This is a genomic window from Planctomicrobium aquicomposti (assembly GCF_051466325.1).
GTDB lineage: Bacteria > Planctomycetota > Planctomycetia > Planctomycetales > Planctomycetaceae > Planctomicrobium.
In genome coordinates this window covers 4,344,634-4,370,616 of sequence record NZ_CP195792.1, presented here as the reverse complement: position 1 = coordinate 4,370,616, position 25,983 = coordinate 4,344,634, and the positions used below count along the sequence as shown (strand labels likewise).

19 protein-coding genes are annotated in these 25,983 nt (G+C 59.7%); 9 read left to right on the top strand and 10 right to left on the bottom strand.

Translation table 11 applies throughout. From position 1 onward, the window contains the following. Positions 1 to 106: 106 nt before the first annotated feature. Both SH664x_RS16900 and mqnE read left to right on the top strand, forming a co-directional pair. Positions 107 to 1,408 carry a tetratricopeptide repeat protein gene (locus tag SH664x_RS16900; protein ID WP_437202877.1) on the top strand — a complete coding sequence of 434 codons (1,302 nt, stop codon included), beginning with the start codon at positions 107 to 109 and terminating at the stop codon, positions 1,406 to 1,408. A gap of 242 nt (positions 1,409 to 1,650) precedes the next feature. After that, positions 1,651 to 2,805, top strand: coding sequence for an aminofutalosine synthase MqnE (gene mqnE, locus SH664x_RS16895; RefSeq protein ID WP_437202875.1), 1,155 nt, complete (start codon positions 1,651 to 1,653; stop codon positions 2,803 to 2,805). 161 nt (positions 2,806 to 2,966) lie between these two features. On the opposite strand, the gene ycaC is transcribed toward mqnE, so the two are convergent. The 5 genes from ycaC to SH664x_RS16870 all read right to left on the bottom strand — a co-directional run bounded on the left by ycaC (position 2,967) and on the right by SH664x_RS16870 (position 8,126). Next, the gene (gene ycaC / locus SH664x_RS16890; RefSeq protein ID WP_437202873.1) at positions 2,967 to 3,587 is read right to left on the bottom strand and encodes an isochorismate family cysteine hydrolase YcaC; all 621 of its coding nucleotides are present in this window, start codon (positions 3,585 to 3,587) and stop codon (positions 2,967 to 2,969) included. Between the two features lie 137 nt (positions 3,588 to 3,724). Further along, the gene (locus SH664x_RS16885; protein WP_437202871.1) at positions 3,725 to 4,405 is read right to left on the bottom strand and encodes a hypothetical protein; all 681 of its coding nucleotides are present in this window, start codon (positions 4,403 to 4,405) and stop codon (positions 3,725 to 3,727) included. Between the two features lie 99 nt (positions 4,406 to 4,504). Further along, positions 4,505 to 5,434 (bottom strand): CPBP family intramembrane glutamic endopeptidase, encoded by a 930-nt coding sequence (locus SH664x_RS16880; RefSeq protein ID WP_437202869.1) that lies wholly within the window; start codon positions 5,432 to 5,434, stop codon positions 4,505 to 4,507. Between the two features lie 276 nt (positions 5,435 to 5,710). Then, on the bottom strand, positions 5,711 to 6,082 hold the full coding sequence (gene aroH / locus SH664x_RS16875) for a chorismate mutase (RefSeq protein WP_437202867.1): 372 nt from the start codon (positions 6,080 to 6,082) through the stop codon (positions 5,711 to 5,713). Between the two features lie 187 nt (positions 6,083 to 6,269). After that, positions 6,270 to 8,126 carry a chloride channel protein gene (locus tag SH664x_RS16870; protein WP_437202865.1) on the bottom strand — a complete coding sequence of 619 codons (1,857 nt, stop codon included), beginning with the start codon at positions 8,124 to 8,126 and terminating at the stop codon, positions 6,270 to 6,272. Between the two features lie 228 nt (positions 8,127 to 8,354). Here SH664x_RS16870 and sppA point away from each other — a divergent pair, with 228 nt between their 5' ends. Continuing rightward, positions 8,355 to 10,226, top strand: coding sequence for a signal peptide peptidase SppA (gene sppA / locus SH664x_RS16865; protein WP_437202863.1), 1,872 nt, complete (start codon positions 8,355 to 8,357; stop codon positions 10,224 to 10,226). A gap of 207 nt (positions 10,227 to 10,433) precedes the next feature. Here sppA and glgP read toward each other — a convergent pair whose 3' ends face one another. Continuing rightward, a complete protein-coding gene (gene glgP, locus SH664x_RS16860; RefSeq protein ID WP_437202861.1) occupies positions 10,434 to 12,581 on the bottom strand; it encodes an alpha-glucan family phosphorylase in 2,148 nt (715 codons plus the stop codon). Positions 12,582 to 12,834: 253 nt separating this feature from the next. Here glgP and SH664x_RS16855 point away from each other — a divergent pair, with 253 nt between their 5' ends. The 5 genes from SH664x_RS16855 (at position 12,835) to msrA (ending at position 18,292) form a co-directional block, all read left to right on the top strand. Next, positions 12,835 to 13,671, top strand: coding sequence for an MlaE family ABC transporter permease (locus SH664x_RS16855; RefSeq protein WP_437202859.1), 837 nt, complete (start codon positions 12,835 to 12,837; stop codon positions 13,669 to 13,671). 62 nt (positions 13,672 to 13,733) lie between these two features. Beyond that, entirely contained in the window at positions 13,734 to 14,528 is a 795-nt protein-coding gene (locus SH664x_RS16850) for an ABC transporter ATP-binding protein (protein WP_437202857.1), read from the top strand. Between the two features lie 68 nt (positions 14,529 to 14,596). Then, entirely contained in the window at positions 14,597 to 15,769 is a 1,173-nt protein-coding gene (locus SH664x_RS16845) for an MlaD family protein (RefSeq protein ID WP_437202855.1), read from the top strand. 218 nt (positions 15,770 to 15,987) lie between these two features. Then, positions 15,988 to 17,439, top strand: coding sequence for a type I 3-dehydroquinate dehydratase (locus SH664x_RS16840; RefSeq protein WP_437202853.1), 1,452 nt, complete (start codon positions 15,988 to 15,990; stop codon positions 17,437 to 17,439). A gap of 199 nt (positions 17,440 to 17,638) precedes the next feature. Continuing rightward, complete coding sequence (gene msrA / locus SH664x_RS16835; protein ID WP_437202851.1) at positions 17,639 to 18,292, top strand: peptide-methionine (S)-S-oxide reductase MsrA; 654 nt, start codon at positions 17,639 to 17,641, stop codon at positions 18,290 to 18,292. On the opposite strand, the gene thiO is transcribed toward msrA, so the two are convergent. The 4 genes from thiO to SH664x_RS16815 all read right to left on the bottom strand — a co-directional run bounded on the left by thiO (position 18,255) and on the right by SH664x_RS16815 (position 24,436). Further along, positions 18,255 to 19,352 carry a glycine oxidase ThiO gene (gene thiO, locus SH664x_RS16830; RefSeq protein WP_437202849.1) on the bottom strand — a complete coding sequence of 366 codons (1,098 nt, stop codon included), beginning with the start codon at positions 19,350 to 19,352 and terminating at the stop codon, positions 18,255 to 18,257. The genes msrA and thiO overlap by 38 nt on opposite strands. Then, complete coding sequence (locus tag SH664x_RS16825) at positions 19,349 to 21,187, bottom strand: c-type cytochrome domain-containing protein (RefSeq protein ID WP_437202847.1); 1,839 nt, start codon at positions 21,185 to 21,187, stop codon at positions 19,349 to 19,351. Before SH664x_RS16825 ends, thiO begins: the two co-directional genes overlap by 4 nt. Before the next feature lie 510 nt (positions 21,188 to 21,697). Next, on the bottom strand, positions 21,698 to 23,617 hold the full coding sequence (gene speA / locus SH664x_RS16820; protein ID WP_437202845.1) for a biosynthetic arginine decarboxylase: 1,920 nt from the start codon (positions 23,615 to 23,617) through the stop codon (positions 21,698 to 21,700). 261 nt (positions 23,618 to 23,878) lie between these two features. Next, complete coding sequence (locus tag SH664x_RS16815; RefSeq protein WP_437202843.1) at positions 23,879 to 24,436, bottom strand: DUF1802 family protein; 558 nt, start codon at positions 24,434 to 24,436, stop codon at positions 23,879 to 23,881. Between the two features lie 237 nt (positions 24,437 to 24,673). On the opposite strand from SH664x_RS16815, the gene SH664x_RS16810 reads away from it, so the two are divergent. After that, a complete protein-coding gene (locus SH664x_RS16810; RefSeq protein ID WP_437202841.1) occupies positions 24,674 to 25,978 on the top strand; it encodes a leucine-rich repeat domain-containing protein in 1,305 nt (434 codons plus the stop codon). The last annotated feature ends 5 nt before the right edge of the window (positions 25,979 to 25,983 follow it).

Here is a 25,983-nt window from a genome sequence, read left to right as displayed (position 1 = left end):
CGTCATTTGATCTGAACGCAACTCCTGTTAAACTGGCTGGTTCGCGGATGCTTCCTGTTTGCCAACAGGAGGCCTTCATTCTTTATTGACGGAACTTTTGCAGCCCATGCAGAACTATAATTTTCTCGCCACCCTTCGCGATGCGCCCAATATTTCCCAGGAAGAGATGCGTAACATGCTCTCCGCTGCGATTGGTGCAGGGGCTTCGGAATTCCGTCGAGCGGTCGAGCAGCTCAACCAGGAAGCGGAAAGCAATCCCTCACTGAATTCACGTGCCGGGATCGGGCTCTTCTTCCTCGGTCAGCCCGAAAAGGCTGAGAAGGCTCTGACCGGCTGCAAGGAAGGAATCGGTCGGTTCTATCTCGCACAGTCCTTGCAGTCATTAGGGCGGTACGAAGAGGCGGCCCGCGAATTCGAGGCGGCTGCGAAGGCTGGCTATAACCCGACAGAGTCGACGCTTCGCAAGGCTGGAAGCCTGCGAAAACTCGGCCAGCTGGAAGAAGCCGAAAAGCTGATTCGCAGCACCGGTGCGGAAGGGGCGCGGCTCGCGGAATACTCCTATCAGATGGGGTGTATTCTGGCCGATCGGGGCGATACCTTCGGAGCGATTGAATACTTCGAACGTGCCGTCGATATGGATCCACATCACCAGCGGGCCCTGTTTGCACTGGCGGTGCAGAACAGCCGGCATGGAGATGATGAAGAAGCCGTGCAGTTGTACGAACGCTGCCTCTCCCGTCCTCCGTTTTACGAAGGGGCACTGCTGAATCTGGGTCTGCTCTATGAAGACCGGGAAAACTATGCGGCCGCACAATACTGTTTTGAACGGATTCTGAAGTTCGATCCGACCAACGCTCGTGCCTTGCTGTACATGAAGGACATCGAAGCCACGAGCGACATGTACTACGATGAAGACTCGCTGAAGCAGCAGCAGCGGCTGGAACAGCTGCTCAGCCGCCCGGTCACCGATTTCGAACTTTCCGTTCGCAGCCGGAACTGTCTGGCGACGATGGGAATCGAAACCCTGGGCGACCTGACCCGCATCAGCGAACAGGAGCTCCTCTCCGGCAAGAACTTCGGCGAGACATCGCTGACGGAAGTGCGGGAGCTGATGCGGCTGCACTCGCTGACCATTGGTCAGTTCATGCACGAGAAGGCCCGCGAGCCTTCGTTCGACACTCGCGACCTGTCTCCCGAAGAGCAGGCTAAGCTGTCGCTGCCGGTCTCCGAGCTCAATCTCTCGGTCCGCAGTCGCAAGTGCATGACCCGCCTTGGAATTGCCACCGTGGGCGAACTCGCCAGCCGCACTCCGGACGAACTGCTGTCAGCCAAAAACTTCGGCGTCACCTCGCTGAACGAAATTCGCGACAAGCTCGCGGAAATGGGCGTCAAGCTGCGGAACGACTGATTCCGCTTTTTGCCGCGACGAGACCAGGAGGCAGGCGATCTGGCGGGAATGTCAGGTCGCCTGTTCGTTTAACGAGTCGCCGCTGGAGGGGACACAACAGCGGGAAGACATGCTGACTCGGTCGTGAGTTGGAGCCTGACGGGCTGCTGTTGAATCAAAAGAGAACCTGTTAATCTGATGAGGTCATTGCGGTTTCTCTGCCGTAACGCCTTCCCTGAATTGCTGTGACTGCCATGGATATCATGACGACGGACCGCCGCCTCCAGGACATTGCCCGACGCTTTGAAGCAGGCGAACGGCTGACCTTTGATGACGGCCTGTATCTCGATCAGCATGCCGACCTGATGACGCTGGGAGCCCTCGCGCATCGGGACCGGGTTCGCCGGCATGGCCAGGTGGCGTACTACAACACCAACGTCCATCTCAATCCGACGAATGTCTGCGTCTACCGTTGTACCTTTTGTGCGTTCCGGTCTGACCTGAAAGCAGAAAAGAGCTACATCTTCGAGGGAGATGCCATCCGGGCCCGTGTGCTGGAAGCCAAGGCCAACGGGGCGACGGAAATTCATGTCGTCGGCGGCCTTCACCACCTGAAAAAGTTCGACTGGTATGTGGATGTCATCCGCACCATCCGTGACACCTGGCCGGAGATTCACATCAAGGCCTGGACCGGCGTGGAGATCAGCTGGTTTGCGCACCTGACGAAAAAGCCCTACCGCTGGATTCTGGAACAGCTGATGGAGGCGGGACTGGGAAGCCTGCCGGGCGGCGGAGCGGAGATCTTCGACGAAGAGGTCCGTTCAAAAATCTGCGAACACAAAGCCGATTCCAACAGCTGGCTTGAGATTCATCGCGCTGCTCATGAACTGGGGCTGCGCTCCAATGCTACGATGCTCTACGGGCATATCGAAGAGGCCCGGCACCGGATCGATCACCTCTGCCGGCTGCGCAGCCTGCAGGATGAAACCGGAGGGTTCCAGACCTTCATTCCCCTGGCATTCCATCCGGAAAACACGGGGCTGTCCCACATCCCCAAGCCGACCGGGCATATGGATCTGCGGATGATCGCCCTGTCGCGGTTGATGCTCGATAACTTCGACCACATCAAGGCGTACTGGATCATGCTGGGCGAGAAGACCGCACAGGTCGCGCTCGGCTTTGGGGCTGATGATCTGGACGGCACGGTGGTCCACGAGCTGATTTACCACGATGCCGGTGCCAAGACTCCCGAAGGGCTGACGGTCTCGGAACTGCATCGCCTGATTCGCGAAGCCGGTTGCGAACCGGTGGAACGGGACACGCTGTATCGTCGGGTCATCCGCAACGGGGCCGAGTGGACCGTGGGCGATACCATGACCGGTACCCGCAGCGCCACGGCGAATTCTGTTTCCCCGTAGATCTGATCAGCCCGGAAGTCACGGGCCCCAGGGCAGGGGCCCGCTCGTCAGAGTTTCGCGGCAACGCTCAAGCCTGTTGACTGCCCCGTCGTCGCCACGCGGATGCCAGCGTTGCACCATACAAAACGCTGGCTGCGCGGGCGCTGGATCGAGCACCAGCTCTATTTCTTCGCGTTGTAACTGGTGATCAGATTCCGGTAGGCGGGCAGGTGGTTCGAGAAGAGTGTCCCGAGCCCTTCGATATCGTTCCGCCAGTCGCGATGCAGCTCGCAGGCCATGCCGAACCAGCTGATCAGCTGCGCCCCCGCAGCCTGCATCCGCTCCCAGGCAGCGTTCCGCGTTGTCAGGTTAAACGTTCCCGAGGCATCGGTCACGATGAAAACCTCGTAGCCCTCTTCCAGTGCGGAGAGCGCCGGGAAGGCGACGCAGACCTCCGTCACCACACCGGCGATGATCAGCTGTCGCTTGCCGGTCGCTTTGACCGCTTTCACAAAATCGTCATTGTCCCAGGCGTTGATCTGGCCGGGGCGAGCGATGTAGGGCGCGTCCGGAAAGAGTTCTTTCAGTTCAGGAACGAGCGGCCCGTTCGGCCCCTGTTCAAAGCTGGTGGTCAGAATCGTTGGCAGCTGAAAATACTTGGCGGCGTGAGCCAGCGCGAGCACATTGTTCTTGAATTCGTCGGGACCGAAATCCCCCACGATGTTGCACAGCCCCGACTGATGGTCGACCAGCAACACGGCGGCGTTCTTCTTGTCCAGACGGCGGTATTGGAAATGGCTCATAGCTCTTGGTTTTCCGTGATCAGAGAGTGGGAGACGAGTCTCTCCTACTTGTACCGCAAGTTGTCCGGATCTCAAGATGCAATCCGGACGCAACTCGTGGAGACGTCGATGTCATGCTGGGAGGCGTGTCGCCTTCGTCAACTCCCTAGGTTCCTGATCGGCGTTGCTCTTCGCGCATCGACCTGGCGAGAACGTTCAAAGAGCTCGATCAGGCGGCGGGCAGGCTGCCGCTCCCCAATGGAATCGATTGTCCCGTCCGGGGTGAGAACCAGAAATTCTCCGAGTCCGTCGACCGGTTCAAGGACCTGATCAGGCTGTCCAAACCAGACCTTCTGGTTGTCGTAATACAGATCGCAGCAGGTGGTCCAGTCGACCGCAGGCATCTTCCCATAATAGAAGATTGAGGGACGTGCGGGAGGAAGATCGGCGGCCGTCTGGACATCATCAACGTGCCGGATTGCCGCCACGCGGAGTCCCTGTCGACCGTAGAAGACCGGCCTCTGACAGGGATAGGGGAATAAGACGTCGACCGGTTGGACGGCTTCGGGGTATTCGGTGCGAAAGCGGTTTTCACTGTCGAACAACGCACAGGCGAACCCATACCGCCACGAAGTCGTTCCCGTGTCGTTCCAGTAATCTTCAGGGCATTCCGCAGCAGCCAGCGCATCCTTTGCCAGTTTGAACAGGACCAGAGTGTTCCTGGACTCCTTCTGGGCTGTGATGGTCCGGAACTCCCGCAGCGCAGCGACAAGTGAGCCAACCAGTGTCGTCGCCACGACAAGCAGCATCGCCAGCGTGAGCTTGTTTCTGGCACTCATTGGCTGACGGCTGATAGGGAACGGAATGAAATGGTTGAGGGGTGACGAACCATCCGAACGGAACAGGCCGCACAGGACCTTGTTCAATGTTCCGGGTCGCTATCGAACAATGATCCAGGAGTTCCGACGTGTGCGCATCAGCAGCAGAATCATCGTCATATACACCGACAGGGAGATAATCAGCAGCGGATGCTGGGGAGCGTCGGTCGCGAGTTGAAATCGGACCAGTGAAATCGCGAGCAGGTTATTGCAGAAGTGGACCAGAATCGGCACCCAGATCGTGCGGGTTTGCGTGTACAGGACCTGCAGCAGCACGCCGACCGGCAAGGTCGCAATTGCGTGAGGAGGAGAACCGTGGGCAGCTGCAAAGCAGATCGCTGAGAGGCAGGCTCCCACCGGGAGGCCGAACCGGGCCACCAGCCGTCGCCCGAGAATTCCCCGAAAGACCAGTTCTTCACCGATAGCCGGTCCCAGTGCCATTGCCACAATTAACACATGATAAGGGACACCCTGGAACGTGCTGTAAAGGTGTTCGAGAGAGGACTCCCGGAGAGCGGCAGCGAAGGGCCAAACCGGACGAGCCCCTTGCCACCAGGCGCTGCTGGCGTCGTAGATCAGGTCGCCCAGCATGGCGATGGGAATCACGGTCGCCAGCGAATAGACAATCTCTTCCCGGCAGGGGTACCGCCAGCCGATCCGTTCGCGGAATTCTCGTCCTTCACGAAGTCGAATCGCCGGAATCAGGAGCAGGATCACCCCCAGGCTGGTCGCCCCGACCAGCAGGAACGAACGGTCGAGATCCGTTTCCAGAATGAGTGAGATGATCGAGTCGCGGTCGGGCCAGTGCAGACCGTAAGCGGCTGTCAGAAACAGGGCGACCAGGCCGACCAGAATGAATCCCTGCCCCAGGAGGTAGCCGATCGTCCACAGGAACGCTTCGAGCAGCAGGCAGAACCGGTTCTCGGACCAGCTGCCGGCTCCTGACCTTTTCAGGGCTCGCGAGACAGCCTGTCGCCAGCGATGTCGCATGAGATGCTCTCCGGTCTGCCTGGGAGCCGTTGGAGCCAGATTCTCCCTCGCCTCTTCACGTGGAGCGGAGGCATTTCGCCGCAGGAATTCGGATTCCTCGGGAGCTGCAGGGGGAAATCACTCTCTCCTGACTCTAAAAGTGCTGCGTTCGCAGGTCAACAACGCAGTTCGCACTCACCTAAACGGAATTCCGTCACGGAAATCCACAGGGCGATGCGAGAAGCCACTTTCAGCGGAGTCGGGAGGGGTTACGGACCGGGAATGCGGCGTGCCCAATTACTGGGCCCCGGCGATATCCTTGCGCAGCCGACGGGCTTCACGCAGGTAAATGTGCTGCAGTTCCGCCTGGGTTTTGTCGGTGTTCACGTGCAGCAGGACGCGAATCACCTTCGGCAGTCCGGTCGGTACCGCAATTTCCGAAGCACAGAGGAGCGGCACCTGTGACATTCCCAGTTCGCGGGCTGCTTCAGCCGGGAAGCAGGCATTCAGGTCGGGGGTCGTGGTGAAAATGGCCGACACGATCTCGGAAAAATCGTGCAGCTCATTCCGCGCGAGAACTTCGGCGAGCAACTCCCGGGTTGCTGCAAGAATTTCACTGGTGCTGTTTTCTTCAACTGTAATGGCACCGCGCACGCCGCGAACAGGCATATCACTTCCGAATCTGGTCTGAGTCAGGAAAGGACTGAGGACGAATTGTACAGAATCAGGTGCGGTGGTTCACGCCCCGGGAGGCCCCCTTTCCCCGACAGGGGAGAGACCGGAACGATTGTATCGCAAGTCGGTTGTTCTGCCGTGAAGTTTGCAGTTAAGGGGCGAAACGATTTCCGGCGTCAGGTCACCGGGTCTCCGCCACGGACTGCTCCAGTTCGGAAAGTTTCTGATGATAGGCGGCAATGATCGCTTGTTGACGGATGCTTCCCAGTAACCGGCTGCGGTTCTGCGCATCGACCACGGGCAATTCTTCGGCACCGGTGGCGACCATCGTCCGCATCGCGACATTCAGGTCATCGTCGGGCGTGAGGCTGGGCACGTGATCGTGCATCACATCCCGGGCGTTGGACAATGCCCACAGGGACTGGTCGAACAGATAGGCCCGGACATCCCGATCGTTGAACAGGCCGATCATGCTTCCGTTCGCATCAACGACCGGAAAGCACTTCTGCGTGGTGCCGGCAATCAGTTGAACGATCTCCCGCAACGACATCGATTCCGGAACGATCTGCAATGAAGCGAGAGGTTCGGCGACCTCGTTGACGCGGATCCCTTGGAGAATGTCGATCAGAAAATCTCCCCGGTGGGCAGGGGAATCGAGTCGGGTCGGCACCTGTCGGGAATAGAGCTTCCACGGCTTCCCGAGCACAAAGGCAATGGTGGAGACCCACATCGTCGGCAGCAGCAGTCCGTAGCCGCCGGTCATCTCCGAAACCATAATGATCGTGGAGAAGGGGGCGTGAGCGCAGGCGGCGAAGAAGCCGGCCATTCCGACCAGTCCATAGGCTTCCGGCTGTTTGACAAGGTCTGGAAAGAATTGCTGCAACAGCAGACCCAGCGCAGCGCCGACGCAGCCACCGATCACGATCGACGGACCGAACACACCGCCCGAACCGCCAGAAGAAATTGTCAGGGACGTGGTCACGATCTTCACAGCGGCAATCGTGAGCAACAAGCCGACACCGAGGTCGGCGGCGCCGGTCAAGGCATCTTGCAGCGTGCCGTAGCCGGTCGCCAGGACTGCCAGTGACTGCGGATTGCGATTGCTCGCAAAATAAAGCCCCAGGCCGATCCCTCCGGCGAGAGCAGCCCCCAGTGCCGGACGCAGTTTCTTGGTGAACAGGAGGAGCCCGAACAGTTTCTGCACGCCGTAAAACGTTTTGATGTAGAAAGCCGCGACCAGCACGAGTGCACAGGCGAGGATCGCATAGGGGAGCAGTTCCAGCGGCGAAGACCAGGTATAGTCCTGCAGTGCCGTCCCGAAGAGAGGGAGGTGGCGGACCGATGCCGGTAAGGCCAGCGTATAGACGGAATAGCCAATCACCGAAGCGGTGGCTGCCGGGATAATGACCTCCGCCTCGAAGTCCGATTCGCTGTAGAGAATCTCGGAGGCGAAGATTGCCCCGGCGAGCGGAGCCCGGAAAATGGAGCCGATCCCCGCACCGATTCCGGCTGCCAGCAGAATGCGCCGGTCGCGGGCCGAGAGATCAAGCAGGTGCCCCAGATACGAGCCGAACGACGCCCCAATCTGGGCGATCGGGCCTTCGCGTCCCCCCGAACCTCCTGTTCCCAGCGTCAATGCTGAGGCGAGGGTCTTGACGAACGGAATGCGGGCGCGAATCCTTCCCCGACGATTGTGGAACGCGTCGATGGCGGCATCAGTGCCGTGTCCTTCGGCTTCGGGCGCAAACGTATAGACGAGCAGACCCGAGAGCAGACCCCCGATCGTCATGATCAGAATCATCATGAGGGGATCGGGGTCCGTGAGTTCTCCGTTGTGAAAAAGTGAATGTTCCCCCGCCGCCTCACGGGGGGCAAACCGGGCGAATCGGGCCAGTGAAATGTGGGTGACGAACTGCCCTAAGTACTGAAAGACAATTGCCCCCAACCCGGAAATCAAACCGACCAGCACGGAGAGTCCGGTCCATTTTCCGGCGGTCATCCAGTCGATGGATGTGAATCGCTTCAGAATCGAGTTCACAGATTCGTTCCGCTTCGTTGGGGGAAATTTCGTAAACTGGATGGAACGCTTCCCGGAGGCTGCGACCGTGGGCTGCGAAGAGGGCGGGCGGAAGCATCGCTCCCCAAGTCGACGGAGAACCGACAGGGCAGTGGTAAGTTGCGAGCTGCTCCATTTGATAGCGGTCGACATCCGGAAGCGGTAGAGTAAAGTCACGTCTGGAAATGAACTTGTATGGAGAAAAGTGACATGTGCAGCCATCACGGACTGGAGAACGTCTGGGCCCGCCGAACCGGTCGGGTCTGCAGCCTGGTCACCGCAATCGCGCTCGCCTGGCTCATCTTCGGATCTGCCGCAACGGCCCGTGCCGCCGACGAGAAGCCGACCACTCCGGGAACGGTGGCGGTTTTTGAATTCAACAGCCCGATCACCGATCAGCCGAAGTCCGATGATGGTCTGTTCGGGACCGCGACGGGAGAATCATTGCGGGCGTTGATTTCCCGGCTCGATAAAGCAGGCAAGGATGACAACGTGGCGGCCGTCGTGCTGTTGCTCGACAGCCCGTCGATGAGCACCTTCCAGTCGGAAGAGTTGCAGCAGTGCATCAAGCGGTTGAAAGACAAGAAGCCGGTCTATGCCCATGCCGATTCGTTGACGACCGGCAGTTATCTGATGGTGGTGAATGCCAGCCGCATCAGTCTTTCGCCGGTCGGTGATGCCTGGGTGAACGGCATCTATGGCGAACAGATGTTCGTGCGGGGTCTGCTCGACATGCTTGGCGTGCAGCCCGACTTTCTCACCTGCGGCAGCTACAAGAGCGCTGCGGAAATGTTTATGCGGAAAGGGCCCAGCCCTGAATCCGCGGAGATGTACAAATGGCTGTTCGACAGCATGTACAGCAGCATTCAGAAAATGATTGCCTCGGGACGTGGCGTGGATGAGGAACAGGTCCGGAAGTGGATCGATCAGGGAATGTTTTCCGCCCGGTCGGCACAGGAAGCCCGGCTGACCGACGCTGTCGAGACGCGCGAACAGCTGTGGGCCTTTGTGAAGGAAACGCATGGCGCCACGGTGAAGCTGGATCGCCGCTACGGGAAGAAAGCGGGTCCCCATTTGGATGTGGATAATCCCTTTGCCGCGCTGCAGCTATGGGCACAACTGATCTCCGGTCCCAAGCCGACGAAGCCGACGCGCAACGCCGTGGCGATTGTGCACGTGGATGGGCCGATCATGCTGGGGAAGCCGGCGGTCAGCGCCTTCGGCACCGCAGAGGGGGCGTTCAGTGAGGAGATTCGCAAAGCGCTCGGTAAAGTCGCGGATGAACCTCGCATCCGGGCGGTGGTGCTGCGTGTGAATTCCCCGGGGGGATCCGCCACCGCGAGTGAAATCATTTTGCGTGCTGTGGAGAACGTCCAGTCGAAGAAGCCGGTGATTGTCTCGATGGGGGGACTGGCAGCCAGTGGCGGGTATTATGTCTCCTGCCGTGGCGAGCGGATCTTCGCCGATGAAACCACGATCACCGGTTCGATCGGTGTCGTCGCCGGCAAATTGGCCACCCGGCAGATGTGGGAGCGGATCGGAATTACCTTCGATCCGATTCAGCGCGGAGCCCGGGCAGGACTGCTGAAGTCCTCACTGCCCTTCACCGCAGGTGACAAAGAGGAGCTGCAGAAGTGGATGGACGACGTATACAGCGTCTTCAAGCAGCATGTGGAAGAAGGACGAAAAGACAAGCTGACCAAGCCGATTGATGAGATCGCCGGCGGACGGGTTTACACCGGAGAGCAGGCGCTGGCACTCGGGCTGATCGACCAGATCGGGACGCTCGATGATGCAATCGCCTATGCCGCTGAGAAGGCGGAGCTGAAGCAGGACTATGACGTCCGGACCTTCCCGGAAGAGACCACGTTCCTGGAAAAACTGTTTGCAGACGTCGCGACCAAGAAAGATCTGGACGATCGCCGCCTGTCGACCGACATGTGGTCCGCCATCGAACCGATGCTGAAGGGGCTGGACCCGCAGCGGGTGAAGTCGGTGAAGGCCGCATTGCAGCAGTTGGACCTGCTGCAGCAGGAGAACGTCATTCTGACGATGCCGGTCATTTCCATTCACGACCGGTAGAGCAGGTTGCTCTTTCCCGGTCCCCGCGCTGTGTGAGGTCGGCTAGTGAAAAGCTGACTTTCGCATGGCGAAAACGGGGCAATCAAAAGTCAAAATGCCCTCAACCGCATCGCCAATCACAACCACAGGCAGCGTCCGTTTAAGAAATGGACGCTGCGTGTGTCATTTTGAAGAACCATTCAATCCGGCAGCAACGTCAGCAGCGGATCACGGAATGATCGTCATCGCATGCGAGGTGCTTCCCGATGCGGGGATGTAACATTCCCGCACGTAGTCCATCACCATCCGGTCGGCGTTGAATCGCCAGCCCATCGTGCGGACGGCCCGCTTCATTCGTCGGATCCATTCGACCGGCAGGTCATCCTGATCGCGGTCGTAGTAAAGCGGAATGACTTCATTCAGCAGCACGTGCATCAGCGATTCCGCATCGCGCTGATCCTGGATTTCCTGATTCACATGAATCAGGCCGTCGCCGATGGCGAAGCCGTTCTGGCCGTCGTAGGCTTCCGCCCACCAGCCGTCGAGCACCGACAGGTTCAACCCGCCGTTGAGCACCACTTTCTGTCCGCTGGTTCCCGACGCTTCGAGCGGCCGACGCGGATTGTTCAGCCAGACATCGACTCCCTGCACCAGATGACGGCCGAGGTTAATGTCATAGTCTTCCAGAAAGACGATCTTTCCCTTGAACGACGATTCCTGCGACAGACGATAGATCCGCTGCATAATCTGCTTGCCGAAATCATCGGCCGGGTGGGCCTTGCCAGCGAAGACGAACTGCACGGGATGCTTGGTATCGGCGACAATGCTTTCCAGCTGGTCCAGGTCCCGCATCAGCAGGTCGGCCCGTTTGTAGGGGGCAAATCGCCGGGCAAAACCGATCAGCAAGTGCTGGGGATCGAGCACGTTCTGAAACGCCTCGACCACTTCGTCTTTCATGCCGTAACGCCGGGCCTGTTTGGCCAGCAGCATGCGGGCATGCAGAATCAGGCGATTCTTCAACGACTGATGCGTTTCCCATAACTCGGTCGATTTCACTTTTTCGAACTCGGCCCAGACTTCCGGTTCACCGGTTTTCTGCGACCAGTTGGCGGGGAGCATCCGGTCATAGAGAAACCGCATCTGCTGCGCGAGCCATGTCGGCACGTGGACGCCGTTGGTAATATGCCCGATGGGGATTTCTTCTTCACTGCGCCAGGGCCAAAGATTCCGCCACATCCGTCGACTGACCACCCCATGCAGATTCGACACGGCATTCGCGCGGCGGCTGGTCTTGAATGCCAGCACGGTCATGCAGAACGTTTCTCCGTGGTTGTGGGGATCAACCCGTCCCAGCCCGAGGAAGCCTTCGTAGTCGAGACCCAACGAGTCCCGCAGCGGGCCGAAATGCTCTTCCACCAGTCCGCCGTCGAAGCGGTCATGCCCGGCCGGGACTGGCGTATGCGTCGTGAACACCCCCATCGCCGACGTTTCGCGCAGGGCGTCGTCGAACGAAAGTCCGTCGTCCTCCATCCGCATCCGGATCAGTTCGAGCGGAGCAAATGCCGAGTGTCCTTCGTTCATATGCACAACACGCGGCTTGATGCCGAGTGCTGAGAGCGCTTTGACGCCGCCAACTCCCAGCAGCATTTCCTGACGAATCCGCGTCCGCTGGTCACCGCCGTACAGACGCGCAGTCAGCCGCCGGTCTTCGGCGGAGTTTTGGGGAATATCGGTGTCCAGCAGGTACAGCGTGACCCGCCCCACTTCCAGTTGCCAGACTTTGGCGTGGATGGTTCCGGTCCGCGTCTGCAGCGAGATGACGACCGGCGTGCCGTTTTTGGTCGTCGCTTCCGTGATCGGCAGATCTGCCGGGTCGGCGACGACATACTCTTCCTGCTGCCAGCCATTCTCGTCGACCTTCTGGCTGAAGTAACCCTCGTGATAGAAGAGACCGACTCCGACCAGCGGAATCCCCAGATCGGAGGCACTTTTGAGGTGATCCCCCGCCAGCACACCCAGGCCGCCGGAATAGATGCGGATCGATTCGTGGAGCCCGAATTCGGCTGAAAAATAAGCAGCGGGGCGGAACCCCAGCACCCCGGCGTGCGTATCGCCCCACGTGCTCTTCGACTGCAAGTACTCCTGCCAGTCGCGGTAGGCAGCATTGATCCGCGAATGCAGCACCTCCTCCCGCGCGCGGATTTCCAGTTTGTCCGGGGGATATTCCCGCAGCAGCAGAATGGGGTTGTGCGCGAGCTTTGACCACAGTTTCGGATCGATCGTGCGGTAAATGGACGTCACGTCCGGTTGCCAGCTCCACCAGAGATTCCCCGCAAGTTCCATCAGCTTTTCATGAATCGTTTTTTGGCGGGCCATCGTCGCATTCGTCCTTCCGGCATTGATGCACTTCTGTCAGTTGGCGGCGAGTATAAGCAAGGTGGGGGAAATCGGTCGAGATTTTTCTCCGGGGGCGAGAAGGGCGATATTTCTCGCTGTCGAGGAGCTGGCCCCTGCGGCCTGTAATCGGTCTCGACCCATTTTCAGCATTTGGACTAAAGTCCGCCCCGTTCGATCTCCAGCTGACGCGGGATCGGCCGCTTTCACAGACCTGAACAACATCTGAATTGCTATGTCCGCAGGCGCCACAGTGCATCGCAGCCCGACGATCATTCATTGCCTCGGCAAGATGATCATCGATTTTATTGCGCTGGCGGGAGACCTGACCTTGTTCTCTTTGCGGACAGCACGCTGGTTGCTGCCCGGGTGGCCCCGCGGCAATGTGCTGTGGCCGGTGATGTACCAGATCGGGGTGCAGAGTGTCCCGGTCATTCTGGTGACCGGCGGCTTTATCGGGATGGTGCTGGCCGTGCAGGCGTATGAGCAGTTCGCGCTGATGCACATGGAAAGCCAGCTGGGAACTGTGGTGAATGTGACGCTGGTGAAGGAGCTCGGACCGGTGCTGGCGGCGGTCATGCTCGCGGGACGGGTCGGCAGTTCCATGGCGGCCCAACTGGGAACAATGCGGGTCACCGAACAGATCGACGCCCTGACGGCACTGGGGGCGAACCCGGTCGCCTATCTGGTGGTTCCCCGGTTTCTGGCCTGTTTCCTCCTGATTCCACTCCTGACGCTGTTCGCGGATGGCATCGGCTGTCTTTCCGGCTGGTGGTTCAGCACGCAGGTGCTGGATGTCGAGTCATTTTATTACTGGTACCACTCCCGCAATTTCGTCACCGGCTTTGATATCTGCAGCGGGATTATCAAAAGCGTCTTTTTCGGAGCGGCCATCTCGCTGATTGCCTGCCATCGCGGCTTTCACAGCCGGGCCGGTGCGGAGGGGGTCGGTCAGGCGGCGACGGAGGCCTTTGTCTATTCGTTCGTGGCGATTCTGGCACTCGACTTCCTGCTGGGGGTGGTGCTGATGGAGGTCGATTCGCTGCTCTGGAAGAAGTCGTTTTCAATCTGATTGTCACCCCTCGGCGAGTTGCCTGTCACAGCGTCCCCTGTCGTTGCCAGCCCCTTCTGACCATGTCCGCCATCATCGAATTCCGGAACATCTCGCGACAGTTCGGCTCGCAGCCGATCCTGCGGGATGTCGATCTGGAGGTGGAAGCGGGCAAGACACTGGTGATCATCGGCGAATCGGGTTGTGGCAAAAGCGTGACCATGAAGCTGATGATGAATCTCCTCGCTCCGAGCAGCGGTGAGGTGCTCTGGTCCGGCCGCCCCGTCAGTCGGCTCAGTGAATGGGAAATCATCCAGCAGCGGCTGAAGTTCGGTTACCTGTTTCAGGGAGCGGCGCTATTTGACAGTCTGACTGTCTTCGAGAATGTCGCCTTCGGACTGCGGCAGAATACCCGCCTCGCCCCTGCGGAAATCGGTCAGATTGTGCATGACCGTTTGCGGGATGTCGGCCTCGATTCCCGGATTGTGGGGCCCAAAATGCCGGCGGAGCTTTCTGGAGGGATGCGGAAGCGAGTCGGCCTCGCCCGGGCTCTGGCGCTGGATCCCGAGGTGATGCTGTATGACGAGCCAACCACGGGTCTCGATCCGATTATGAGTGACGTGATCAACGAGCTGATCATCCGCACGCGCGAGCGGAGACGGGTGACCAGTATTGTGGTGACACACGACATGGTGACCGTCCGCAAGGTCGCCGATCGCGTCGTGATGTTCTATCCGTTGTCCCGGCTCGAACCGGATGAACCCCAGTTGATTTACGATGGCACTGCCGAGGCTGCCTTCGATTCTGATGATTCCAGAGTATCGCAGTTTGTTCGTGGAGAAGCGGGTGAGCGACTTTCGGAACTGGCCGCCGCCTGACGGCAGCGAACAGCCACGGTCGGTCACTCCCTGTGAGAACTGCCAGCGAGAGAATGGGTGTCCCCCTCATGAATGAAAGACAACTTCAACTCCGGGTCGGTTTGTTTGTCGTCCTCGCGCTCGGGGTCGGGGCAGCGCTGATTCTCCAGTTCGGCGACCTGAAGGATCTCTGGAAAGAAACATATCAGCTGGCGATTCACTTTCAGGAAGTGCCGGGCTTGCAGCCGGGTAGCCCCGTCAAGCAGAACGGTCTGACGATCGGCCGGGTGGCGGAGATTCTGCTCGATGATGGTGATGGAGGGGTGCTCGTGGTGGTCGAGATTCACGGCGACCACAAACTGCGAGTCGACAGCCGGGCTCATATCAGCCGCTCACTGTTCGGTGACTCCAAGGTCGATTTCACATCGGGCCGAGCAACGGAATTCATTCCTCCCCAGTCGCGGCTGGAAGGAATGGCGGGCAGCGATCCGATGGAAGTGGTGCAGCGGATGGAGGCCTCCGTCAACCAGTCACTCGCCTCCTTTCAGGAGACCAGCCGCGAATGGCAGAAGGTCGGTCGGAATCTGAACAACCTGATGGAGACCAATCGCGGAACGCTGGATGAAGTCATTGAGCGCACTGCTCTCGCACTCGACCAGTTCAATCACACGATGGAGACCGCGACCACGACCTTTGCCGAGGCGGGGAACACGCTGAAAGTGGCCAGCAAGACCCTGGCTGACGCCAATGCCCTGATCGCTGATCCCCAGTTGCAGCAGGACCTGCGACGGACTGCGGCAGCGCTCCCGCTGATCGCTGATGAAACCCGCCAGACGATCGCCGCGGCCCGGGGTTCCATCGAACACGTCGGTCGCAATCTTGATGTTATTCAGCAGGCGACTGCGCCGCTGGCTGCGGAAAGTGACGTGATTGTCCGCAAGCTCTCCGGCAGTCTGATTCAGCTCGAGTCACTGCTCCGCGAACTGAACAAGTTCGCCACTGCGGTAAACACCAACGATGGCTCGCTGCAGAAGTTTGCGTCAGATCCGGAGCTGTACCGCAATCTCAACCGTTCGGCGGCATCGATGTCGGTGTTGATGGGGAACCTCGACCTGATTTTGCGTGACGTGCGGGTCTTTACGGATAAAGTGGCCCGCCATCCGGAAGTGCTGGGCTTCAGCGGCGCCCTGCGAGGAAGCTCAGGCATTAAGGAGGCACCCGAAGTGCAACCGGCCGGGCATTCCACCATCCCGCAGCGGTAGCTCCCAACTCGCGGCAGGGGATGCCAGCGTACCTGCCCGTGTGAGCCACTTTGCGCGGACGATTGCTGAAAGTCCGCACAGGCGGACCGGAGCGACCGCGCTCGGAAGAAAATGCGTTGACGGTCAGGCCATGTGCTCCGCGACAAGCATCGTGGAAATGATTATCATCAGCGCGCTCCTTTCCCCCCGTCTGTTCGGTTCGCTCCCGGAGTTGAGCCATGATCTGCATTACCGTCACTCCGACATCCCGCACGCTGGCGAAAGCCGATTTACTCAATGCCGCCCGCATGGGGGACATCATCGAGCTGTGTCTCGATCACTTTCATAAAGAACCGGATGTCAAAGACCTCGTTACTGCGGTCGACAAGCCGATCATCGTTTCCTGTCGGCGTCCGCAGGATGGCGGAAAGTGGCAGGGGACGGAGGAAGAACGTCTGTTTCTGCTGCGGCAGGCGATCGTCGCCGGACCGGCGTATGTGGAGCTCGATCTCGACATCGCACCCGGTGTGCCACGCTTCGGGAAGACACAGCGAGTGATCAGTTTCACGCGGCTCGACCGCCCCGAGTCGGATCTCGAAACGGTTTTCGATGAAGCGGCCGCCGCAAAGGCAGACGTCGTGAAGTTCACCTGGCCGACACCCAATCTGGATGCAGCGTGGCCCTTGCTCGCAGCGGTCAGCCAGAAGCGGAGGCTGCCGGTCGTCGGTATGGGCATGGGGCGCGCGGAACTGACCTTCTCGCTGCTGGGAACCAAATATGGTTCCCCCTGGATCTACGCAGCGCTGGAGCAGGGGATGCAGGCCCATCCCGGGCAGGCGACCGTCTTTGAACTCAACGAGACGTACCATTGCCATGAGATCAATTCGAAAACGGTGTTTGTCGCCATCGCCGGTTTCGGTCCTGCCCAGACCAAGGTGACACGAGTTCTCAATGCGGCCTTCAAGCAGTTGAATGTCAACGTCCGTTGTCTGCCGATTCAGCTGGGGGAAATCAAGCAGCTGAAGAAGATGCTCGATGTCCTGAAAATCAAGGCGATCATCGTTCAGGACCAGGGTCGGGAATTTCTGGAACTGGCCGAGCACGTCGATCCTCAGGATCGCGCCAGTGGGTTTATCAACCTGCTGCTGAAACGCGACGACGGCTGGCATGGTTACAACACGCTCTGGCGGAGTGGGCTGAAAGCGCTGGAAGCGGCACTGGGAGGAGGGAGTGGAGACCGACCGCTTGCCCGTCAGAATGTCATGGTGATTGGCAATGGAGGACTGGCCCAGTCGATGGTCCATGCCGTGACGCAGCGGAAAGGTCTGGTCAGCATTGTCGGACCCGATGACAAGGACTCCCAGCGCATCGCCGCTGCCTGCGAATGCCGTCATGTCCCGTTCCAGAAGCTGTACGAGACATTGACCGACGTCGTTGTGCTGGCCGATCCCCGTCTCGAGGCGGGGACCCGTCATGGGCAGATCAATCCATCGTTGTTCCGTCCGACCATGACGGTGCTGGACCTGAGCGATGTTCCCGTGGAAAGCAGTCTGTTGCTGGAAGCGCGCTCACGCGGCTGCCGGACCATCGACGTCACCGGCATCTTTCGGGACCAGCTCAATGCACAATTTAAAGCGATTACCGGTAAGGAGTTGCCGGAATCCGCGTTCGCAGCCGGCTTGGCTGAGTAGAATAGCACGGGTCGCTCGTTCCAGTCTCCGGTCCGCGGGGCTCCGAAAGAGGAACGGCCCACGCCCGCGTGACGGGAATGGGCCCATCAGAACGGGCAATCAACAGTCAAAATGTTTTCTGGCATGGGTATTTGTTCCGCGATCAGGCAGCGGACAGCGACCGGAGTTGTCAGAAGAGATTCAACAGGGAGAATTCTCGATGCGGTGGTTCAGCGTAATCGCACTGGCAGCGGTTTCGACGATGATTCTCAGCTTCGAAGGGGAGAACGCAATGGCAGCAGAACCGACGAAGGAAACAGCGAAGGCGACGTTTGGCGGAGGCTGCTTCTGGTGTACCGAGGCGGTCTTTCGTGAACTCAAGGGGGTCGACAAGGTCGTCTCCGGCTATTCCGGAGGTGTCGTCAAGAATCCGACCTACCGTCAGGTCTGCACAGGACAGACGGGACATGCCGAAGTGATCCAGATCACCTATCACCCGGAGGTGGTTCCGTTCGAGAAGCTGCTGGAAGTCTTTTTCGCGACGCACGACCCCACCACGTTGAATCGACAGGGGCACGATGAAGGGACACAGTACCGGTCGGTCGTGTTCTACGAGAATGAACAGCAGAAGAAGACGACGGACGAGATCATCCGCAAGCTGAACGCAGCGGGTGCGTTTGCGAATCCGATCGTGACTGAAGTCTCGCCGCTGCAGGAGTTCTATCCGGCGGAAGACTACCATCAGGATTACTTCGCATTGAACGGGAGCCAGCCCTACTGTCAGGCGGTGATTCGGCCGAAGCTCGACAAGTTCCGCAAAGTCTTCCACGACCAGCTTAAGACGGAGAGCCCGTCGCCGGCGAAAAGTCGGTGAGCGGAATGTCCGTCGACTGATTGAAAATGCATTGTCGCAGCAGCCGGGCTGTGCCGACCGAGTTGGCCAGCCCTGCGCGAAAGTGCCCTGCGGCCACGTAAAGGTTGGACCTTTCCGGATGTCGGCCAATCCAGGGGTGTCTGCTTTCCGACCATGGACGCAGTCCTGACCAGGTCATTTCCACTTCCGCCTGCTGCAGCGCGGGGATGACGTTGCAGGCAAACTCCCGGAGCAGGCGAATCCCCTCGAGCGTGTTCTCTTTCACGAAGCCGACACGTTCCTCTGTGGCTCCGATCAGTACGCGACCATCATCACGCGGCACGAGATAGCGGGTTCCCCGTTCGATCACCTGCTTCAGGATCGGTGACGGTGTTCGGAGCAGCACAATCTGCCCTCGCACCGGTTCGATGCGCGGGGTCCAGCCGAGCGGCTGCAGCAGTGGGGTCGTCCAGGCTCCGGTCGCCACGATAAACCGGCCCGCGTGATACGTTGAATTGTCCGTCATCGCGGCGGTGATCGTTTCGCCCGAGAGCTGCCACTCCCGCACGGCATCCCCGGTGACGAAGCGAACGCCGAGCTGACGACAGGCTGCCGTCAGAGCCTGCAGCTGTCGGGGGTTCCGGACCTGTGCAAACGTCGGAAACCAGAGAGCGGACTCAAAATCTGAGTTGAGTTCCGGGGCCAGCGTGCGGAGTTCTGGTCCCTCCACTCGTTGCAGGGGGATCTGCAAATCGCTCCAGGCAGCTTCTGCCGGGGCGACCTCTTCAGGGGTTCCAATGGTGATCCCGCCGCAACGGCGATAGCCATTGTCGATTCCCGATTGCGACAGAAGTTCCGCCGTGAATTCGGGCCAAAGGGAGGAACTGTAAGCTGCCAGATGATGGCCGCCGGGAGCGGTTCCCAGTTCACCGGGGGGGATCATTCCAGCGCCGGCCCACGAGGCTTCGCGTCCCAGTGCCCCCTTGTCGATGACGGTGACGGACGCTCCCGTGCGGGCGAGTTCCCACGCGATCGTCAGTCCGATGGCACCGCTGCCGACAATGAAAAAGTCCGGAGTCATCTCTGCTTCAGGCTCGCAAGATAGGCCTGTGCGAAGGCGACACTGTCTTTGCCGTAGACGGTCTTGAAGGCCTCTAGTTGGGGCTTGCCTTCGCTGATCTCGGCGGTGAGTTGCTTGAGTTTGGGCCAGCCCCCGTTCGCCAGCAGAAACTTGACGAGGGCATACCCGACCGCGTCCATCGTCGCTGCCGAAAACGAGGAGTCTGCCAGAACTTCTTCGGGAGAGGCGACGGTCGGGATGATCGAAGCCGCCGTCTGCAGCATCTTCCGCTTTTGATCCTCGGGCAGCTGCGAGTCATCCATCGCCAGTGCGAGCCCCTGGACCAGCCAGCGGGGGGCCGTTCTGCCGGACTGCGACAGGTAGGCGCCGGTCAGTTGCTGCAGGAGCGTCTGTCCGACCTCGTCATCCGCAGTGTCCTCAATGACGATCAAGGCGTCTGCCTGACCCCCGGTCACCCGGAACGTGCCATGCTGCTCGCGATCCGGACGCTTCTCAGAAGCGGCTTCATGCACCGTCTGATAGGCGTCGCGGGTGTTCAGGACAAAAATTGCCAGCCGCCCACGCCAGGGGTGGGCAGGGGCGTCGAGTGCCTGACGCATCGCGGCCCATTGCGAACCGGCCAGCTGCGAGAGTTCCTGCAGTCGGGGTGCCGTCACATTGCCGATCAGTGCGAAGTCTTCTGTCTGGAGCTCTTCGCTTTTTTCGCGGCCCATCCAGCGTCGCCACTGCTCGCGGGTCTTGTCGAGTCGCGCCTTGCGGAAATCGTCGTCGCTAAGGGCAAGAGCCTTGGCTGCTTCGGTATCGACAGCCGGGGCTTCGAAGGTCCGGATCGAGGTCCGCGGGTCGCGACCGTCGAATGTGTTCCCTTCCTGAAACCAGGTCTTCAGGTCTTCATAGTTCTTGCGCGTGATGCGTGCCTGCCCCTGTGGCATGCGAGGGAGTTCCAGCCCCCCGACCAGTCGGAACAGCCGACTGTTTTCCGCATCACCGGGGATAATGACTTCGCCGCTTTCTCCCCCCTTCATGATGTCGAAATACGATTCGACTGAAAGTCCTCCCGACTTGCGATTCGAGTTATGGCAGTTGAGGCAGAGGGTTGTGAACCACGGCGCGATGTCCCGGGTGAACTTGACCTTCTCATTGCCGGTCGCGACCGGGAGTTTGACATTGAGCGTCTTCTTTTCCGCTTCAAACGCCAGATCGGAGAGGTTGGCGGTGTCGCTTCCCTGGAACTTGGCCCCTCCATTGATCCACGCGGCGATCTTGTCGATCTCTTCTTCGCTGAGAGCCGGTTTGCCGCGCGGCATCCGTCCCCGGTCTTCAGGGGCTTTCAGTCGGGCGATGAGCAGACTGCGATCCGCTGCGCCGGGACGAAGGAGGATGCCGCTTTTGCCTCCCCGCCGCCAGTTGGCGAACGTATCGAGCCGCAGTCCGGCACGCGGGTTGTCGGCACCATGACAGTCGAGGCAACGACTGCTGATGATGGGGGCAACTTCCGCAGCAAAGTCGACTCCGGCTGCTGCCTTGCCCGCTCCCTGTGCCTTCGAGAGCGCGATCTTCTGACGTTCGAGTGCTGTGAGAAGTGGTTTGAGCGCCCGGTCGCTGGAGTCGATGCCGGCTGCAGCGACGATGTCGTCGACTTTCTTCTGCACATCTTTCAGCAATGCGTCCGCTTCCGTGTACTCCTTTTTGCGGATGTGCACGGGGACCTGCTGCAAGCGGGTCGACAGCTCGCGCAGTTCTTTGCGATGGTCCGGCGTCAGTTCGGCGTATGCCGGGAACGTGTTCACCAGAATCAGACAGCCCCAGGCAATGATCAGCCACAGTCGGGACATCGCGACACCCACGAAAGGGGAAGAAACGGTCGTTGACAACCTTGGGAATTCGGTACTTCCCGTGTCGCCCCCGGTCTGATCAGGGAATTGCTGAGTTCCAGGTGGGGACGGACAGTGGGGAATCGACTCCGATTGCTTCAGACAAACCTCCCCGCTGCGGACTCTGTTCGCCGGAAAGAAGTGAGATTCCTGCAGCATCACGCGTTCTCCAGTCCCCCGCGACCGACGTTCAGGTCGAGGCCCGCAGCAGGGAATTCGGCAGGGAATCTTTGCAGTGAGACCCTGCAGTATGCCGCAAGTTGCGGGGCTGCTGAACCATAGCCTCGCCAGACGTCCGGCCGAAGTTCCTCACGGAGCAACCTTCACCCGTTCCACAGACGATCGCACCCTGTTAACTCCCCGACAGTGGGCTGCAAATACCTGATGGGCGGACGAGCCCTCCTCGCCGTGGTGGCCGTGCTGTCCCACCATGGAAATTTGCTGAACTGTCACAGGAAGCCGCCACCTGCATTACGGAGCACGGGCCCCTTCCAGGTAAGTATAGCCGTTCAGGCTTTCCTCGTAGAACTTGAGAAAGTGTCCCGCCTCTTCGTTCCCGATGCGACCCTGCCGGACGGCGTGTTCCACGTGCATCTGGAGTTTGTCGATCAGGTCGCGGACCCGGTACTGGACGTAGTCGAGCACCTCGTACACGGTTTCTCCCTTGATGATCGCTTCGAGGACCACTTCCCCCTCTTTGAGGTCGACATGCACGGTGTTCGTATCGCCAAACAGGTTGTGCAGGTCCCCCAGGATTTCCTGATAGGCTCCGATCAAGAAGGCTCCCAGGTAGTACGGGCTGTTTTCTTTGTGGTCGTGCAGGAGCAGCGTCCGTTTGACGTCCCGGCGATCGATAAAGGTGTCGATCTTGCCATCGGAGTCGCAGGTGATATCGCACAACACCCCGTGCCGGGTCGGCTGTTCTCGCAGCCGATGAATCGGCATCACCGGGAACAGCTGCTTAATGGCCCAGCTGTCGGGCATCGACTGGAACAGTGAGAAGTTGCAGAAGAACAGGTCCGAGAGCATCCGGTCGAGACCGGTCAGCTCGTCGGGAACATATTCCATGTCTTCGGTCAGCTTGCGGATCTTGTGGCAGATGGCGAAGAACAGATTCTCTGCCAGCACCCGCTGTTCCAGCGGCAGGTAGCCGGTGCTGAACAGGTTCATCGTCATGTCGAGGGCCTGCTGAGCATCGTGGAAGCTTTCCAGGACGTTGCGCGGCGTGACCCCCTGATACGTGCCCATCAGGTCGTGGAGCGGTTGTTCATGGGAATCCGGAATGGTCGCCGGGATCTCCGACAGTTCCCCCTGATGAGTGACTCCCAGTGTGCCGAACACCAGCACGCTGTGGAACGCGACCACGGCGCGGCCGCTTTCCGAAATGATGTTCGGATGCGGCACGCCCGCTTCGTCGCAGACGGTCAGGATGTGATACACCACATCATTGGCGTACTCCTGCAGCGTGTAGTTCATGCTCGACTGGAAGTTGGTCTGTGAGCCGTCGTAATCGACCCCCAGTCCGCCTCCGACGTCGAGATATTCCAGTCCAGCGCCCCGCCGTTTCAGATCGACGTACACCCGGACCGCTTCGTTGATGGCCGCTTTGACCTGTCGAATGTTGGTGATCTGGCTGCCAAGATGGAAATGCAGCAGCTTGAAGCAGTCGGCCATGCCGCGGCTTTCGAGCAGCTCGAGTGCCTTCAGGATTTCGGCGACGGTCAGTCCGAATTTGGAGCGGTAGCCCCCCGACGACTGCCAGCGCCCCGCTCCACGGGCTGCGAGCTTGACCCGCATTCCGATCTGCGGACGAACCCCCAGTTTGTTCGCGAAAACCAGAATCCGTTCCAGTTCGGTGTACTTCTCCACCACCGGGATCACGGTGCGACCCATTTTCTGGGTCAGCAGAGCCATTTCGATGAATTCATCATCCTTGAAGCCGTTGCAGATGATCGGCATGTGCGGTTCGGTCATCGCGACCACCGCCAGCAGTTCCGGCTTGCTCCCTGCTTCCAGTCCGAAGCCGTAGTCACGGCCGTACTGAATGATTTTTTCCACGACTTCCCGCTGCTGGTTCACCTTGATCGGGTAAACGCAGGCGTAATTTCCTTTGTAGTCGTGATCCTTGATCGCCTTGGCGAACACGTCGTGCAGTTCCCGCAGGCGTTCCTGCAGGATTCCGTTGAACCGGACAAGAATCGGCAGATCGAGTCCGCGGGCCTGCAGCCGGTCGATGAGATCTTTCAGGTCGATCGAGCGGGAACGATCCCGGTCCGGGTGCACCTGGACATTGCCGTTGGCCCCGATTGAGAAAAATCCGTTCCCCCAACGTTCAATCTCGTAGAGATCGACAGAATCCGAAAGGTTCCACGTGTTGACTGGATCAATCATCGGGCGCTTCGCAGAAAATAAGGGAGACGAATCGAAATCGACTTGTGGTCACGACGCACAGACAGAATCGCGAATGGACGTTCGCGGGTGGTTCAGCCGGATTTCCCGGTCAGCCCCGATTGCAAAGTGGCGGCAGAATCAGAAACGTCGCATTGTTCTCGAACGGAGTCCGTTCGGAAAGGATTCCGGGCAAAAATTCTCACGAATTCGCACCCGCGCGACTTTCGGGGGGCGAACTGTTTACGCAGGGCAGTCCTTGGCCTACTTGTTCAACAGTCGTTCCACATCGTCGGTAATGTCGGAATTCCTGCGGGCTGCCTTCAGGTTCTCAGTCGGAATGGCCTCGTTCAGGGTGACCCAGCTGCGGCAGCCGTCATAGCCGGGATCGTGCGGAAGCTGGACAGGTGCCGGCAGTGAAGAAACCGACACGACTAACACATAAACGCCCGGTTCTTTGTAGTGAAAGCGCTCCGAGACCGTCGCGTCCGTCAAAATGTGGAACGGGCGGAGCAGCGGGAGCCGGAATTCATCGTCGATCCAGTGGACCGCTTCCACGACCGCGTAATGGCGGATCGGAACCAGTCCTTCCGGCAACGCCTGCGGAAGAGACGCCGAGGCTGCGGCAAACTCGGGACGGACTTTCTCCTCCGCCTGATGGAAGCCCGTCGGGTAGAGCCAGAATTCCGTCTGTTCCGGTTGAAAGCCATCGGGGCCCTCGTGGATTCCTCCTTTACGAAACAAGATGCGTTGCTGACCTGCGGCCAGAGCGGAGCAGACGACATCCCATTCTTTCAGCGCAACGTTGTTGGAAGTTTTCATACCGGAATGATAGTGCCTGCCGCACCAATGTGGCAGCCCTGAAAACCTCCGATTCCTTCAGTTCCGTCGCTGCGGCTTCTGGAGTGTCACCGGTCGGTGAATTCGTCGCCGGACCAGCCTTCCGGCGAGTGGCAACGCTCGCGGCACATCACCTTCTGAATCACCCTGAATCACCGGGGAGCCCACTGCGTCGATTCTTTTCAGCCGGAGTGGCATCTTCTACCATGCGGAAGCTGGATGACTGAACCCGCTTTCCACGAGGTCCGATTGATGCCCGCCTCCAAATCCCCGGTCGTATTGGCTGCCTTAGCCCTGCTGACATGTTGTGGCTGTCCTCCCAAACTGGCCGACGGACCGGCAAAGCCGACGACCGAACAGGCACCGGCCACCCAACCTGCTGGAGAAGTCGCACAGGCACCCGCTGCTGCGCTGAAGGATGATCCCCAAGCGGTTGAAGCGCTGGCGGCTGCCGGAGCGGTCTTCAGGAAAGATGCCGCTGGCAATGTGATTGCCATCGACTGTCAGAAAATGGCGATCACCGACGCACAGCTGCCGCTGCTGAAGGGGCTCCCCAGTCTGCAGGTCCTCAGTCTGGAGAATGGAGTCATCACCGACGCCGGGCTGGAGATCCTCAAAGACCTTCCTCCGCTGGTGGAATTGAGTCTTCGCCGCTGCAGCCAGATCGGAGCGGCTGGACTGGCCCATCTGAAAGCGCAGCCGAACCTGCAGCGTCTGCTCCTGCTCTATACCCGAACCACCGACGACGGGCTGGCGCATCTGGCCGGAGTGAAGAAACTGAAGGTGCTGGACCTCCGCGGATGCACCGAGGTCGGTGATGCCGGACTGAAGCATTTAGAAGTGCTGAGCGACCTGGTCGACCTCAAACTGCGGTCCGACGGTGTGACCAATGCCGGAATGGAATCGGTCGGCAAGCTGCAGAACCTGCGACAACTGTCGCTGGAGGATTGCCGGGTGGGCGATCCCGGAATGGCGGCACTGGCCGGTCTGAGCAAACTTCGGGTGCTGAACGCCATGCGAACCTACATCAGCGACAAAGGGCTGGCTCATCTCGCTGGCTCCAGTCTGGAAGATCTGCGGCTGCGGGAGAGTGCGGTCCGCGGGCCGGGACTCGACGCTCTGCAGAAGTCGATTCCGACGTTGGCGCGGCTCGATCTGAGCGAAGTGCTAATTGACAACGACGGCCTGTCGCATCTCCTGCCGTTTAAAAAACTCGAGGTGCTGATCCTGTGGAACGGCTCGATGACCGATGAAGGGGTTGCCCAGCTGGCCGAGCTGCCGGAAATCACCGAACTGGATCTGCACGGCTGTCCCGAATTGACCTCCGCCACCGCCGACACTTTTGTGAAACTGACGAAGCTCAAGAATCTGAATGTGGCGGAGACCGGCTTCGATGACGACGGTCTGGAGAAGCTGGCCGGTCTGAAATCGCTCAAGGTCCTCAGCGTGTCACAGACGCAGGTCAGTGACAAAGGTCTGCAGAAATTCCGCGCAGCCCGCCCGGACTGCGAAGTGGTGGAATAGGCCCT